This window comes from Streptomyces sp. DS1-CR2, from assembly GCF_055760475.1.
In genome coordinates this window covers 8,445,616-8,460,980 of record NZ_CM147085.1, presented here as the reverse complement: position 1 = coordinate 8,460,980, position 15,365 = coordinate 8,445,616, and the positions used below count along the sequence as shown (strand labels likewise).

The following is a 15,365-nucleotide window of genomic DNA, read 5'->3' as shown; positions in this document are numbered from 1 at the left end:
CGCCTCAGTCCGCCGGGCGACCACGTGGCGGTCGCCGCATGTCCTCTTCAGCTTTCCGCGGTCACCGGCTCCGAGACCGTGTTCAGCAGCGCCGGCAGGAAGGTGACCGCCAGTTTCTCGGGGGCCAGGTGGTCGGGTTCGACGAGGCTCTGGGCCAGGGAGCCTTCGTGGACGGCCGCGGTGAGGCGGGCCAGCAGGTCCAGGTCGACTACGGGCCTGCGGCCGAGGCGGTCGAAGAGGTGGGCGAGGAGGCGGGTGATCTCCTCGCGCAGGCGGCGGTCATGGTCAGCCAGCAAACGGGCCGTGCCGGGGTGCCGGATGGCGTGCAGGGTGAACTCGGTGGACAGCAGGTACCAGCGACGCTCGGTCTCGTCGACGGTGCTCATGCGCGTGAGGACCGCCCGCAAGGGGTCGTCGGCCGTGTCGAGTTCGTCGACCGCACGCGTCAGACGGTCGATCACGCGCTGGGCGTGCAGGTCGAACAGGGCGAAGAACAGGTCTTCCTTGTTGCGGTAGTTGGAGTAGAAGGCCCCGCGGGTCAGGCCCGCCCGCTCGCAGATCACCTCGATCGAGGAGCCGTAGAAGCCGCGCTCGGCGAACGTCTCCTGAGCCGCATGAAGCAGGCGGGCTGTCGTCTGCGGGCGGCGCTTTGTGGGTCCCTTCGGCACATCCGTTCCTTCCAGGCCATTGACACCCCGGCGTGACCCGCCTCACGATACAGCACCGTATCCGATACACCTTCGTATCCGATGCGTTCTCGTATCCGCGGCCCTCTTGAGGAGACCACGATGACCACGTCCGCTGACGCACCGCACATGGGTCTCGGGCCCGTGCCGCCGGGATTCCAGGCGATGCTCCCGCCCGACTTCGACTCGGTGGAGCAGGAACGGCTGCACCGCAAGCAGGAACTGGCCGCCGCCTTCCGGCTGTTCGGAAGGTTCGGGTTCTCCGAGGGGGTCGCGGGCCACATCACCGCCCGGGACCCGGAGAACCCCGAGTGGTTCTGGGTCAACCCCTTCGGGATGAGCTTCAGCCGGATCCGGGTCTCCGACCTCGTCCTGGTCGACCACGCCGGCAACGTCGTCGAAGGCCGCCTCCCCGTCAACCGCGCCGCCTTCTGTATCCACTCCGAGGTCCACAAGGCCCGCACAGACGTGGTCGCCGCGGCGCACGCGCACTCCGTGCACGGCAAGGCGTTCTCGGCACTGCGCCGCCGCCTGGACCCCCTCACGCAGGACGCCTGCGCCTTCTTCGAGGACCACGGGCTCTACGAGGACTTCCGCGGCGTCGTCAACGACACGGAGGAGGGCCGGCGGATCGGCGAGGCGCTGGGCCCGCACAAGGCGGTCGTCCTCGCCAACCACGGCCTGCTGACGGTCGGTCAGAGCGTGGCCGAGGCCGCCTGGTAGTTCATCACCATGGAGCGCTCCTGCCAGGCGCAACTGCTGGCCATGGCGGCCGGCACGCCGTTCCACATCGACCGGGAGACCGCGCTCCAGGTGCGTGAGCAGATCGGCAGCCCGCTGTCCGGCTGGTTCCAGCTCCGGCCGCTGTGGGACCAGATCACCGAGGAGCAGCCGGACCTCTTCGACTGACCGACGGACCAGGGATCGTCGTGGCCCCGCACCGTCGTGGCCGTCCCAGAGAGGAACACCGTGCCCCTCCTCCGTTCCCCCTCGGCCGTGTCGCGGCCGAAGATGAGCAAGCCGGTCAGGACCACCGTCATCCTGCTCTTCGCGGCCTGGTTCGTCGACTACGTCGACCGGCTCGCCATCTCCGTGATCCTCCCGACCATCGGTGAGGAGTTCGACCTCGATCTCGGCCGTCAAGGCCTGATCGTGTCCGTCTTCTTCGTCGCCTACGCCGCCTGACAGATACCCGGCGGCATGCTGGCCGACCGGTTCGGGGCCAAGCGGGTCACCTGCTGGGCGCTGCTCGCCTGGTCGCTCTTCACCGCTCTCACCGGCCTCGCCTGGTCCTTCACCGCCCTGCTGCTGGTGCGCTTCGCCTTCGGGGCCGCCGAGGGCATCTTCCCCTCCGCCTCCATGAAAGCTCTGGTGGAGCGGACATCGGTCGCCGAGCGGATGGGCGCGCACGGGCTGGTCATGAGCTCCAACGCTCTCGCCTCCGTCGCCGCACCGCTGGCCGTTCCGCCGCTGGCGGCGGTGGTCGGCTGGCGCTGGGCCTTCCTCCTCTCCGCCGGGGTGGGCGTCCTCGTCTATCTCGCGGTAAGGCTGTGGCTGCCCGCCCCGCTCGAGCGGCCCAAGGACACGCCGGCCGCCGCGAGCGGCGTCCGGCTGGGGGAGATCCTGCGCATGCGCGTGCTGTGGCGGTTCTCCCTGATGCTCTTCGGCTACTCCGCTCTCATGTGGGGGCTGAGCACCTGGATCCCGACCTACCTCAGCACCGAACGCGGGCTCTCCCTCACCTCCGCCGGCGCCCTGGTGGCGGTGCCCTCCCTCGCCGGCGCGGTGGGCACCCTGCTGGGCGGGCGGCTGTCCGACCGGTTCGAGGGACACCACCGCAAGGTGATCGTGCCCGCCATGTCGGTCGCGGCACCCGCCCTGTGCCTGATGGCGCTCTCGCCCAGCCTCGCGGGCGCCGTCGTCTGCGGCACGGTCGCCATCTTCGCCGCCAGCCTGTGCTACATGCCGATCTTCGCCGTGCCGCTGCGCAGCCTCGCCCCCGAACTGGTCGGCGTCGGCAGTGCCGTCATCGTCTTCGGCGGGCAGGTCGCCGGCATGGTCGTGCCCCCGGCGCTCGGCGTGGTCGCGGACGCCGTCTCCTTCGAAGTCGCCTTCGCCCTCCTCGCCATCGGCCCGGTCATCGCGGCCGTACTCGCGATATTCACCCCGCAGGACACGGAGTCCTTCACCGCCGCCTTCCACCGGCCCGCCCCGCCCGTCGGCGTGCCCACCGCAAAGGAGCCATCATGACCGCCGTACCCACCGCTCTCCTTGACGGTCTGGACCGCGAACTGCCCGCGCTCCTCGACCTCTACCGTGACCTGCACGCCCATCCCGAGCTGTCGCACCAGGAGTTCCGCACCGCCGGGATCGCCGCGGCCCGACTGCGGGAGCAGGGCTGGAACGTGACCGAGGGCGTCGGAGGCACGGGGGTCGTCGGCGTCCTCACCTCGGAGTCCGGACCGGTAGTCCTGCTCCGGGCCGACATGGACGCGCTGCCGGTACAGGAGGCGACCGGTCTGCCGTACGCCTCGACCCGGACCGCGACGGACGCCTCCGGCCACGAGGTGCCGGTGATGCACGCCTGCGGCCATGACATGCACGTCACCTGTCTGCTCGGCGCGACCGCGCTGCTTGCCGCGAACCGGCACGCCTGGCGCGGCACGGTCGTCGCGGTGTTCCAGCCCGCGGAGGAGGTCGGCGGGGCCCCGGCCATGGTCGCGGACCGGTTCGCCGAGCGCTTCCCCCGCCCCGATGTCTGCCTGGCCCAGCACGTGGCCCCAGGCCCCACGGGTCTGGTCGGCATCCGCCCCGGGGCGATCATGGCCGCCGCGGACAGCCTCGCCGTACGCCTGCACGGCACGGGCGGGCACGCGTCGACCCCGGAGGCCACCGTCGATCCGGTGGTGATGGCCGCCGCGACCGTGATGCGCCTGCAGACGGTGGTCGCCCGCGAGGTGGCCGCGGACAAGTCGGCCGTCGTCACCGTCGCCTCGCTGCACGCCGGAACGCGCGAGAACGTCATTCCGGACACCGCCGAGCTCACGGTCAACATCCGCAGCACGACGGCCGTAATGCGCAGGCAGCTCCTCGACGCCGTCGAGCGGATCGTGCGCGCCGAGGCCGCCGCCTCGGCGGCGCCGAAGGAACCGGAGATCAGCGTCATCAACGGCATGCCGCTGACCTTCAACGACGCCGAGGCGACGGCCACCGTCCAGGATGCCTTCCGGGCCGGACTCGGGCCGGAACGCGTCATGGACCTCGAACAACCCCTCACGGGCAGCGAGGACTTCGGTGCCTTCGGCGCCGGCCTCGGAGCCCCCTCGGTGTACTGGATATTCGGCGGGCTCGACCCGTCCGCCTTCCACGACGTCGACCTCCTCGGGGACGGAATCCCGGCGGAAATCCCGCACAACCACTCGCCGCTGTTCGCACCGGTCCCCGAACCGACCGTCGAACTGGGCGTACGTCATCTGTTGCTGGCGGCCGCAGCGTGGCTGAACCCCGCCGGGAAGTGAGAGCGCCCATGTCCGACGCGCCCGAACGCATCTTCACCGGCGGCCCGGTCCTCACCATGGACCCCGCCGCCCCCGACGCCGAGGCCCTCGCAGTACGCGACGGTGTCATCACCGCCGTGGGCGCCGCCCGCGACGTACTCGCCCTGCGCGGTCCCGGCACCGACGTCGTGAACCTCGAAGGACGGGCACTCCTGCCCGGGTTCGTCGAGGCCCATGGCCACCCGACCACCATGGGCCTCGCCATCGCGCCGCCTGCGGTCGACGTCCGCCCCTTCACCGTGTCGACCGGGCGGGGGGTCTACGACACCATCCGCGCGACCGTGGCCGCGGCCCCCGGCCGGCCGGTCGGCGCGTACGGCATCGACCTGCTGCTCCAGCGCGATCTCGCCCCGCCCACCCGAGCGCGGCTCGACGGGATCAGCCCGGACGCCCCGCTCGTCGTGGTGTCCAACAGCGGTCACGCGGCCTACGGCAACACCCCCGCCCTGCGCGCCGCAGGCATCACGGCCGCCACACCCGACCCGCCCGGCGCCCGCTTCGTACGCGACGCGAACGGCGAGCCCACCGGCGAGGCGCACGAGAGCGCGGCCGTCATCGCGCTGATGAACACCGTCGCCGACGACCTCCTGGACGACGACCACGTCCAGGCGGCCCTGCGCTGGTCCTTCGGCCGGCACGCGCGCGTCGGCATCACCACCGTCACCGAGATGGCCGCCGAACCCCGGCTGCTGCCCGCCCTCCGGGCCGCCGCCGAACACCCGGACGCCGAGGTACGCGTACGTGCCTACGTCATGGGCACCCCCGAGCTGGCCGCGGACCCCGACCGGCGGTTCGCCGGCCACGCCCCCGCAGGCGACATGTTCGGCGTCTCCGGCATGAAGCTGTGGGCCGACGGCACTCCCTGGCAGGGCAGCATCGCCACCAGCTTCCCCTTCCGGGCGGGCGACGCCACCGCGCGCATCGGTCTCGACCACTGCGCCCACGGCAGCATGAACTACGGCGCCGACGAACTCGCCTCCCTCGCCGTCGCCTTCACCGCCCAGGGCTTCCCGCTGGCCTGCCACGTACACGGGGACATCACCTTCGAGGTGGTCCTGCGCGCCTACGAGAAGGCGGCCGCCGACGACCCCGGGCAACTGCGCGCACACCGGCCGCGGCTGGAACACTGCGGCGCCGTCACCGCCGACCAGTACCGCCGCGCCGCACGACTCGGCGCGACCGTCAGCCTGTTCATGGACCACGTGCGCTGGTGGGGGGACGTGCTGGCGGACGACCTGTTCGGCCCGGACGTCGCAGGCCGCTGGATGGCCGCACGGTCCGCCGTGGACGCCGGCCACCGCGTCTCGCTTCACAACGACGGCATCTGCTCGCCCACCGACCCGCTCTCCAGCGTTGCCACGGCGATCACGCGCCGCTGCCACCCGAGCGGTCGTGTCCACGGGCCCGAGGAACGCCTCACCGTCGAGGAGGCCCTGCGTGCCGTCACCGCAGACCCCGCCTGGCAGCTCCACCTGGAGAACGACATCGGCATGCTCCGCCCCGGCATGCGCGCCGACCTCGTCGTCCTCACCACGGACCCGCGCACCGCGAACCCCGACCGCTTCCAGGAGGAGGTAGCCGTGACGGCGACTTACCTCGGCGGACGCCCGACCTGGTCCTGACCGCAAGAAAGGACGGCCCCCGCGGTGTCCCACCCCTCACCGCCACAAGAGCCCTACGCCGCCTACCAGAACGAGATCTACCTCGACGGACTGTCCGGCGTCGTCCCGGAACACCCCATGCCGAGGGTGCGGGTCCGCCCATTGGCCAGGGCGCGGGCACTGGCGCTGGGCCGGTAGCCCAACTCGTCGACCACCTCCTGGATCTTCCGCCGCGTGTCGTCGGAGACGGGGCGCTTGCCGCTCAGCGCGTAGGAGACCGTGCTCCGCGAAACACCGGCCCGCCGGGCGATCTCACCGATGTTCACGGCGACTCGTTGCTCGAAGCTCGAACCGGTTCCGTACCGCCAGGGAGGAGGCGTCCGGTCCGCCGGTTGTGAGGGTGGGGATGTGAGAAGGGGCGCGGGTCGTCGTCGAACCGGTTCGCGTGAAGAAGGTAGGAAGCGCCGGAACGCCTGTCAACACCCCTGACCACACTTCTGCGATCCGGCAGGAAACCTACAATTCCCCGCGCCGGAGGGATTGTTGGCCCGGCTCCCCGGTGCTAGCTTCCCCGAACCGGTTCGATGAAGTGATCCCTCCGACGGCCGTGAACCCACCCTTGAGCGGAGCCCTCCACCCTCACGCCCCCCAAAGAGCCTCCAGCCGTTGTGGCGCGTGTGGCCGAACCGGTTCGACCGGATCCCCTTACTCAAGGATTGAGGACGCAATCCATGCCATACGCTGACAGATCCGCCCGGCGCCGGGCCCCGGCCGCCGTGGCGCTGGCCCTCGGCGCGGGGATGCTGGCCGCGCCCGCCGGCCCCGCGCAGGCGGCCGAGACACCCCGGCCCGCCGCCCGCTACACCTTCGACCAGGACGATCTCACCTCCGGCCGAATCACCGACAGTTCCGGCAACGGCCTCGACGCGAGCCTGGTGAACGGCTCCACCGCCCAGTCCGTGGCGGGCACGGACGGAGGCAATGCGCTGGCCCTGCCCGGCGGGGCGGCCACCTCCGACGGCGCCTACGTCCGCCTGCCCCGTGAAGTAATCGGCGACACAAGCGACTTGACGGTCTCCGCCCGGGTGAAGTGGAGCGGCGACACATCGCCCTGGCAACGGATCTTCGACCTGGGCACCGACACCACCAAGTACCTCTTCGCCACCCCGGCCAACAGCAACGGACTGCTGCAGACATCCGTGACCACCGGCGGGGGTGGAGCGGAGGCACAGGTCCGCGGCTACGCGATGCTTCCCGCTGATGCGTGGCAGACGGTCACGGTCACGCTCGACGCCAGGGCCGGCCGGCTGACCACCTACCTCGACGGCGCGGCGGTCTCCTCGGCCCCGACCAGCGTCAAGGCCAAGGACCTGCTGGACAGTTCGGCCACGGCCGCCGGCTACATCGGCAAGTCCCTCTACCCGGATCCGCTACTCAAGGGCACGATCGACGACTTCACCGTGTGGCACGCGGCTCTCAGCCCCGAGCAGGTGGCCGGCACGGTCGGGGACGTGCCCACGCTCCAGGAGCTCTCGAAGACGTCCTTCGAGGTCCGTACGACGGCGGGGACAGCCCCGTCCCTGCCCGCCGACGTCCGCTCCTCCTTCTCCGACGGCTACGACCGCGACACACCGGTCACCTGGGACGCCGTACCGCCCGAGCAGTACGCCCGGCCGGGGACGTTCACCGCCTCCGGAACAGCGGCCGGGCGCGCCGTGAAGGCGACCGTGACCGTGGTCCGCGAGGGACAGCTCACCGTCGACCTCGGCTCGGACACCGGGGCGTTCCACGGCGGCGCCTCCGGCACCCTCTACGGCGTGTACGGACCGGACGTCCCCACCAACAACCTCATCGAGGGCATGGGCCTGCGCACGGTCTCCACGAAGGCTCAGGACGGCCCACAGCACCCCGGTGCCGACGCACTGGACGTGGTCGGGCCGCTGGCCGATACCACCGACGGTGACGTCTATATCTACATGACCGACATCCACCGCGGTTTCCCGTACGAGTGGCCGGGCGACACGCCCGCGGAGAAGCTCAAGCTCTACAAGGAGAAGATCGCCAAGCAGGTCGACCAGGTCCTTCAACTGCCCGAGCAGTACCAGGACAACATCGTCTTCGTGCCGTTCAACGAGCCCGAGGGCAACATGTTCGGCACCGGCCAGTGGAGCTACAACAAGGTCAGCTGGCTCACCGACCCGGCTGACTACTTCGCCGCTTGGGACGACGCCTACAAACTCATCAAGGACAAGATGCCCGGCGCCCGGATCGCCGGCCCCAACACCAGCGTCCTGTACTCCCAGGTCAAGGGCTTCCTCACGCACGCCCTGGCCGCCGGCACCCTCCCGGACGTGATCACCTGGCACGAGCTGAGCCACCCGGAGGCGGTACGCGAGAGCGTCGCCACATACAGGTCCTGGGAGAAGGATCTGTTCAAGGGCACCGACCGTGAAGGCACCCAACTCCCGGTCAACATCAACGAATACGCCTTCAACTACCACACCTCGGTCCCCGGCCAGATGATCCAGTGGGTGTCCGCGATCGAGGAATCGAAGGTCGACGCGGACATCGCGTACTGGAACATCGACGGCAACCTCTCCGACTCCGCGGTGCAGTCCAACCGCGGCAACGGCCAGTGGTGGCTCCTGAACTCGTACGCCTCGATGAGCGGGCACACCGTGGAGGTGACCCCGCCGTTCCCCGGCGGGAACTACACGATGCAGGGTGTCGCCACGCTCGACGAGAAGAAGAAGCAGGCCCGACTGCTCTTCGGCGGATCCACCGGCAAGGGCAACATCACCTTCGCGGGCGTCCCGAAGGACATCTTCGGGAACCGGGTGCACGCCTGGGTGCGCGAGATCGAGTGGAGCGGGCAGGTGGGCGACTCCTCCGGACCGAAGCTGCTCACCGAGAAGGACCTGAAGGTCGGCGACGACGGTACGGTCGTGGTCGACTTCGGCGACGGCGACCTGGCCAAGCTGAAGGACTCCTCGGCCTACGAAATCGTCCTCAGCCCGGCCGGTCAAGCGAAGAGCACACAGTCCCCGCCCGTGCGCTGGAGGGCGTCGTACGAAGCGGAGGACGCCGCCCACACCGGATCCGGCTACACGAAGAACGGTCCCGAGGGCTCGACCAGCGACGTGTCGAAGTTCTACACCTCCGGCGGCTACGACGTGGGCGGCCTGCGCACCGGTTCGGACGTCACACTCGCCACCACCGTGGACGTGCCCGAGGACGGCACGTACGACCTGAGCGTCTTCGCCAACTCCCTCAACACCTTCGACAAGGTGAAGGAACAGGGCCCCACCAACGTCTTCCTGAATGTGGACGGCAAGGCGGACAGCGAGCAGGAACTGCACCTGCCGCTCGGCTACAAGTGGGTGGTCTGGGACCACACCGACACCAGGGTCCACCTCACCAAGGGCAGACACACCCTGACGCTCGCCGCGAAGAGCCTCGACGGCAAGCGCGTCACGAAGGGCGACGCCATTGTCGACCGCCTCGCCCTCTCCCTCCCCGAGGCATCGGCCGGTACTCAGGTGTACGAGGGTGAACTGGCCTGGCTGGGCGGCGGAGCACAGCCCGTGTACACCCTGCCGAAGCAGACCGGAACTCCCGCCACCGGCTCGGGCGCGGCCAAGCTCGCGAAGAACCAGACCGCCACGTTCTGGGTCTACTCGCCGACCGACCGCGAGGCCACCCTCAAGGTCGACACCCTCGGCGGCTCGGGAGCCGGGCTCGCCGTCAACGGACACGACGTCCTGCGCCTGGCCAAGGGCCGAAGCAGCGTCGCGGTCTCCCTCTCCGGCGGCGTCAACAAGGTGACGCTGACCGGAAGTTCGTCGGCCACCCTCGTCGACCGCCTCACGGTCACACCCACCGAGGGCACACTCACGGCGCGTTCGTACGAGGCTCAGGTCGCCAAGCTCGCGGGCTCGGCCACACTCACCCCGCTCTCCCTGGCCACCGACGGCACGGCGATCACCGGTATCGGAGGCGCCCCGGGCAACGACAACACCGCGACCTTCACTGTCGCCGCGGACCGAGCAGGCCCGTACGCGCTGCGCATCCGCTACTCCAACCCCGAGCAGTCCGAAGCCACCCACTACAACCCGGACCCGCTCGCCCGCCACGCCGACATCAGCGTCAACAACGACGAGGTACAGCGGGTCGGGTTCCCGCACACCTTCCACCAGAACAACTTCTGGGAGCTGACCGTCCCGGTCCACCTGAAGAAGGGACAGAACACGATCGCCTTCCGCTCCGAGGAACTGCCCAACTTCGACGGCAGCACGTACGCCTCGGACACCTTCCCAGGAGTGCTGCTCCGCTCCCGCTACGCGCCGCTGATCGACCGGATCACCGTCGCGCCGTACGCGCGCGAGGTGCACTAGGGTGCTCCGCTTGTGGACCGGCCCAGGACACGCATCCTGCGCCGGGCCACAAGCGGAGTGGCGGGGTGGCCGTCAGCGCAGTCCGGCGCTCAGCCTGTACTGGCCGGACGGCAGCCGGAACGACGCGACGCCGTCGCTGTACTCGAGGAAGCGCACGCCGCGAAACCCAGGAGTTCCTGGCCTCCCGCCGGGACCGGATCAGCCCCGAGTCGGTCGGGATGCCCCTGGCCGGACGCAAGCGACGGGTAACGGGGCTGCGCCGCGAAGAGGTGGCCGCCCTGGCCGGGCCCAGCATCGACTACTACATCCGCCTGGAGCGTGGCGCGCTCACCAACGCCTCCGACAGTGTCCTGAACGCCATCGCCCGCGCGCTGCGCCTCGACGCCTCCGAACAGGTCGCGGCCGGGTTCGCCTTCTTGGCTCGTTGCCCAGGACGCGAGGAGGCACAGGTTGTCGTGGGGAGCCGTCCCCGGCTCGGCGGTGTAGGCGCCCAGGTGAGTGAGCAGGACCAGCGGGACGCCGTTCTCGGGGCCGAGGTCGCGGTATACGAGCGTGTTCGAACCTACAACGATGCGGCGGTTGGGCGCCGTGGCCCACGTGGTCGGGCGGGGACGGACGTTGGACTCAGCCACGGTTGGTCACCGCCTTCGGGTCGGTGGTGACCAGGACCTTGCCGCGTGTGCCGCCGGCGAGCGCCTCGTCGAGAGCCCGCGGGGTCTGGTCGAATGGGAGCACCCGGTCGATGACCGGGCGCAGCACCCCGTCGTCGACCAGCCCGGCGACCTGGCGCAGCGCGGCGCTATCGGGTGTGATGAACAGGAAGCGGTAGGTGACCCCGAGCGCGCGTGCCCGGCGGCGGGTACGGGCACTCAGGGCCCGGATGGCGAGCCGGACGACTGGGTTGACGCCGGCGCGCCGCGCGAAGACCGGGTCGGGCGGGCCCGTGATGCCGATGACGGTGCCGCCGGGGCGCAACACACCGAGGGAAGCCTGCAGCGTGGCTCCGCCCTGGGTGTCGAGGACGAGGTCGACGGGCTTGCCGGCGAGGCTCTGCGCGAGGTCGTCGTGGCGGTAGTCGATGACAATGTCGGCACCAAGCTCTCGGGCGGCTGCGATGTTCGCCGTCGAGACAGTGGTGGCGACGGTGCAGCCCAGGTGCCGGGCGAGCTGGATCGCGACCGATCCCACGCCACCGGTCCCGCCATGGATGAGGACGGTCTGGCCCTTCTTCACCTTGCCCATCTCGACGAGGGCCTGCCAGGCCGTGAGCGCGACGACTGGAAGCCCCGCGGCCTCGACCAGACTCACCGACCGGGGCACGGGTGCCATCGTGGCGGCGTCGACCGCGACGAACTCGGAGAAGGTGCCCGTGGCCGCCAAGTCGACATAGCCGTACACGTGGTCACCCACGGCGACGTCGCGTACCGCGGAGCCGGCCTCGACGACCTCGCCGGAGAGCTCACCGCCCATGACCTTGGGTAGCCGGAACGGGAAGATTGCCTTGAACTCGCCGGAACGGACCCGCTCGTCGGCATGGTTGACGCCCGACGCGACCATGCGCACGAGCACCTCATGGGGGGCGGTGACCGGTACGGGCATCTCGACCTGCCCCAAGGGGGAGCCGTACTTCTCGAGGACGAAGGCCTTCACGGACCACTCCTAGCAAAGCGTTTCTGGGGGTCGGGTATCTCGGCGGCGCGCATCCCGGATGGCCGCCGTACTTCTCGAACTGGTCTGTGTTGGCTGCGGCGCGGGCGCACGGTGTCCTCAGTCGCGTTCACCCATCAGGCCACCGGCACGACCGGGGCGATGACGCGGTCGGCGGCGCCTCCCTGGAGGCGGTCCAGGGAGGCGGCGATCCCCTCGTGGGGCACGCCGAGCGGCACCGCGCTGACCTCGGTCAGGCGGGTGTACTGATCATCGGTCAGGTGGACGTCGAGGGCGCCGAGGTAGCTGTCGAGCTGGGAGAGGTTGCGCGGGCCGATGATCGGGACGAGCGTGGCCACGGAGCGGGCGGCGCGCTCGCGCACCCAGGCCACCGCCACCTGGGCGGGCGTCACGCCGGTCTCCTCGGCGATCGCCAGGACGGTGTCGACGACTGCGGTCTTCTGGCCGGTGCTCTCGGTGTGGATGACCATGCCCAGGTCGCTCAGGCGCCCTTCGGCGGAGCTGCGGTACTTGCCGGTGAGTAGTCCGCCGCCGAGCGGGGACCACAGGGCGGCGCCGAGCCCGAGGCTCTCGGCCATGGGCAGGAGCTCACGGTCGGCGGTGCGCTCGACGAGGCTGTACTCGTGCTGGATGCCCACGATCGGGGCCCAGTTCTTCAGGTCGGCGAGGGTTACCGCGCGCGAGACACGCCAGGCGGGGAAGTTGGACAGCGCGGCATGGTGGATCTTGCCGGCGCTCACCAGGTCGTCGAGTCCGCGCAGGAGTTCCTCCATCGGAGTGAGCTCGTCGGGGAAGTGCACCCACAGCAGGTCGATGTAGTCGGTGCCCAGGCGCTTCAGGCTGGCCTCCACCGAGGCGACCATGTTCTTACGGCTGTTGCCGGTCTTGGAGATGTCCGGCTGCGGGGCGGCGCCGAGGGTGAACTTCGTGGCCAGGACGAAGTGGTCGCGGTCGGCGGAGATCAGCTTTCCGGTCAGTTCCTCCGACTCGCCGAACTGGTAGCCGTCCGCGCTGTCGAGAAAGGTGCCGCCGGCCTCGGCGAACCGGTCGAATATCCGGCGTGCCTCGTCCGGCTCGGCGCCGGCACCCCAGCCCGTGCCGAAGTTCGCGGTGCCGAGCGCGTACTCGGACACGCGCAGTCCGGTCCGGTGTCCGAAGGTCGTGTAACGCATGAGATGTCCTTGCCTGAGGGGTGAGAAGGGGGCCGCGGCGGGGTGGAGGGGTGAGCGTCAGTCCGCGTTCGGCTGGGGTGCTGCGGACAGGTTCTGCTTGACATACCGGCTGGTCTCGTCGGCGAGGATCTCCGGCAGGCCGGTCTCGATGCCGTACAGGGCCTGGGCCGCGACGTCGGCGGCGGCGACCTTCTGATCGGCAGGCACGCCGGCGGCCATGTCGGTGTCCATGTAACCGACGTGCAGCGCCGAGACGGTGATCCCGCGCGGTGCCAGCTCCTCACGGGTCGCGTCGCTCAGCGCCCAAGCGGCGGCCTTGGAGGCCGCGTAGGAGCCGAGGCCGGCCGGGTGGAACCAGGACAGGGCGGACAGGACGTTCAGTACGGCCCCGCCACCGTTGCCCTCGATGACCGGGGCGAAGGACCGGGTCACGGCGAGCGGGCCGAAGAAGTTGGTCTCCATCTCCCTGCGCACCTCAGCCACGTCGCCTCCGATCAGCGACGCGCCGGTGGAGATGCCCGCGTTGTTGATCAGCAGTGTCGCGTCGCACGCCACGTGGGTGGCCTCCTGTATCGACGCCTCGTCCGTGACGTCCAGCCGCAGCGGGATGACGCCCGGCACGTCGACCGTCTCGGGGCGTCGGGCCGCGCCGTACACCTTCGCGCCGCGCTCGACGAGCTGGGCGGCCAGGTGTCGCCCGAGCCCTCGGTTGGCGCCGGTGACGACCGCGACCGTGTTCTTCAGTTCCATGCTCGCTCCTGTCCTGGCGGGCGCCGTCGGCCACCCGCAACGAATTAGATTATGTATTCAATCTAAACATGGGTCTACGATAGATGCCAGTCGACATCCAAGTGGGAGGTGGTCATGGGCCGCGTATCGCAGGCACAGGCGGAGGAAAATCGCAGGCGGGTGGTGGACACCGCATCTCGGCTGTTTCGGGAGCAGGGCACGCAGGTCAGCGTCACCGACCTGATGAAGGCGGCCGGTCTGACCCACGGCGCGTTCTACAAGCAGTTCGCCTCCAAGGAGGCGCTGGTCGACGAGGCCACCGCCCACGCCTTCGCCGAGCTCACCCAGCGCTACAGCGCCGGGCTGGAGCGGCACGACGGGCAGCGCGACGTCGCCCAGCAGGCGCTGATCGACACCTACCTCTCCGTCGAGCACCGTGACGACCCGGCGGACGGATGCCCGGTCGCGGCGCTCGCTGCCGACATCGCGCGCGACGGCGGGGGGAGCGAGGCCCGTCGCGTCTACGCCGAGGGGGTGGCCGACTTCGCCGATTTCCTCGCCAGTGACGACCAGGACGGCATCGCCCGCCTCTGCACCCTGTTCGGCGCGCTGGTCCTGTCCCGGGCCACCAAGGGCTCCCCGCTCTCCGGGGAGATCCTCGCCGCCGCGCACGCAGCCTTGACGGAAGCAGGCTGATCAAGGGCACGGTGCGGGCGCACATCGACCGCGCTCGTGGGCGACGAGGCGTCCACGGCCAGGCGGAGGCGGTGAGAGAAGGCCGCCGGCGCCTGGCGCACCGACCCCACCGTGCGCGAGTCAGTTCCGGGCCGCATGCCCGGGAAGTGGAAGTTGCGCAGCCGACGTCAACGTGTCAGCAGGACTGCGATCTGCTCCCGGATGTCGCGCACGATCTCGTCGACGCTCGCGGCGACGTTCACGCTGGCCGCCATCGCGAGGAACATCACGGCTGACACGACGCGCGCCGTTGTCGCCGCGTCCGCCTCGCTGACCTGGGCGTCCCGGCATAGCACGGCGGCCACTACCCCCTCGGTCTGCCCGGTGATGGCGAGGGCCTCGTGGTGGTGGGGCTCGGCGGGGTCGCCGAAGACCATCTCGCGCAGGTAGACGCGCCCGTTGTCGACCTGGGTCCGGTTGCATTCGACGACCGGCCGGACGATCGCCATCACGGCGTCCAGGGCGTCCGGGGTGTTCTCGGCGTCCGCCCTGCCTCGTTCGAGGGCTTCGGCGTAGAGGGAGTTCTGGACGAGCAGGAGGAGCTCACCCTTGGTCTTGGCGTAGAGGAAGAGCGTGCCGGTGCCGATGTCGGCCTTGTCGGCGATCTGCTGGGTGGTGACCTCGTCGATACCGCGTTCGGCGAACAGTTCGCGGGCTGCGGCGGTGATGCGGTCGAGTTTGAGCTGCTTGTTCCGCTCGCGCCGACCAACCGGCTGGGAAGCGCCTGGCATGCGGGGCACCTTTCGGGGAATTTATTCTGACTGCACTCAGTTATGAGTATAGTCGTTACTGATGAGAATCAGAGGCGGTCTTCCGTCATCGT

Annotated in this window: 12 protein-coding genes and 2 pseudogenes; 7 read left to right on the top strand and 7 right to left on the bottom strand. The window is 70.1% G+C overall.

The window, feature by feature from the left end; translation table 11 throughout:
* Positions 1-47 precede the first annotated feature (47 nt).
* Positions 48-668: a TetR/AcrR family transcriptional regulator gene (locus ACY0PA_RS39515; RefSeq protein ID WP_473082160.1), complete on the bottom strand. Its 621-nt coding sequence runs from the start codon at positions 666-668 to the stop codon at positions 48-50.
* A 120-nt stretch (positions 669-788) separates the two neighbouring features.
* On the opposite strand from ACY0PA_RS39515, the pseudogene ACY0PA_RS39510 reads away from it, so the two are divergent.
* From ACY0PA_RS39510 to ACY0PA_RS39490, 5 genes and pseudogenes are all read left to right on the top strand, one after another.
* A pseudogene (locus ACY0PA_RS39510) lies at positions 789-1,595 on the top strand (class II aldolase/adducin family protein).
* Between the two features lie 60 nt (positions 1,596-1,655).
* Positions 1,656-1,871 (top strand): hypothetical protein, encoded by a 216-nt coding sequence (locus ACY0PA_RS39505; protein WP_473082159.1) that lies wholly within the window; start codon positions 1,656-1,658, stop codon positions 1,869-1,871.
* Between the two features lie 3 nt (positions 1,872-1,874).
* Positions 1,875-2,936: an MFS transporter gene (locus ACY0PA_RS39500; RefSeq protein WP_473086576.1), complete on the top strand. Its 1,062-nt coding sequence runs from the start codon at positions 1,875-1,877 to the stop codon at positions 2,934-2,936.
* Entirely contained in the window at positions 2,933-4,204 is a 1,272-nt protein-coding gene (locus ACY0PA_RS39495; protein ID WP_473082158.1) for an amidohydrolase, read from the top strand. The genes ACY0PA_RS39500 and ACY0PA_RS39495 overlap by 4 nt, the downstream gene beginning before the upstream one ends.
* 8 nt (positions 4,205-4,212) lie before the next feature.
* A complete protein-coding gene (locus ACY0PA_RS39490; protein ID WP_473082157.1) occupies positions 4,213-5,865 on the top strand; it encodes an amidohydrolase in 1,653 nt (550 codons plus the stop codon).
* 116 nt (positions 5,866-5,981) lie between these two features.
* On the opposite strand, the pseudogene ACY0PA_RS39485 reads toward ACY0PA_RS39490, so the two are convergent.
* Positions 5,982-6,170 (bottom strand): annotated as a pseudogene (locus tag ACY0PA_RS39485) (LacI family DNA-binding transcriptional regulator); the annotation flags it as partial.
* 405 nt (positions 6,171-6,575) lie between these two features.
* Between ACY0PA_RS39485 and ACY0PA_RS39480 the strand changes: the two are divergent.
* Entirely contained in the window at positions 6,576-10,238 is a 3,663-nt protein-coding gene (locus ACY0PA_RS39480) for a LamG-like jellyroll fold domain-containing protein (protein ID WP_473082156.1), read from the top strand.
* A gap of 89 nt (positions 10,239-10,327) precedes the next feature.
* On the opposite strand, the gene ACY0PA_RS39475 is transcribed toward ACY0PA_RS39480, so the two are convergent.
* The 4 genes from ACY0PA_RS39475 to ACY0PA_RS39460 form a co-directional block, all read right to left on the bottom strand.
* Positions 10,328-10,870, bottom strand: a complete 543-nt coding sequence (locus ACY0PA_RS39475; protein ID WP_473082155.1) for a hypothetical protein — start codon at positions 10,868-10,870, stop codon at positions 10,328-10,330.
* Entirely contained in the window at positions 10,863-11,888 is a 1,026-nt protein-coding gene (locus ACY0PA_RS39470) for an NADP-dependent oxidoreductase (protein WP_473082154.1), read from the bottom strand. Before ACY0PA_RS39470 ends, ACY0PA_RS39475 begins: the two co-directional genes overlap by 8 nt.
* Before the next feature lie 134 nt (positions 11,889-12,022).
* A complete protein-coding gene (locus tag ACY0PA_RS39465; protein WP_473082153.1) occupies positions 12,023-13,078 on the bottom strand; it encodes an aldo/keto reductase in 1,056 nt (351 codons plus the stop codon).
* A gap of 57 nt (positions 13,079-13,135) precedes the next feature.
* The gene (locus tag ACY0PA_RS39460; protein WP_473082152.1) at positions 13,136-13,828 is read right to left on the bottom strand and encodes an SDR family oxidoreductase; all 693 of its coding nucleotides are present in this window, start codon (positions 13,826-13,828) and stop codon (positions 13,136-13,138) included.
* A 114-nt stretch (positions 13,829-13,942) separates the two neighbouring features.
* On the opposite strand from ACY0PA_RS39460, the gene ACY0PA_RS39455 reads away from it, so the two are divergent.
* A complete protein-coding gene (locus ACY0PA_RS39455; RefSeq protein ID WP_473082151.1) occupies positions 13,943-14,503 on the top strand; it encodes a TetR/AcrR family transcriptional regulator in 561 nt (186 codons plus the stop codon).
* 167 nt (positions 14,504-14,670) lie between these two features.
* Here the strand turns inward: ACY0PA_RS39455 and ACY0PA_RS39450 are convergent, their stop codons facing one another.
* Positions 14,671-15,273, bottom strand: coding sequence for a TetR/AcrR family transcriptional regulator (locus tag ACY0PA_RS39450; protein WP_473082150.1), 603 nt, complete (start codon positions 15,271-15,273; stop codon positions 14,671-14,673).
* Between the last annotated feature and the right edge of the window lie 92 nt (positions 15,274-15,365).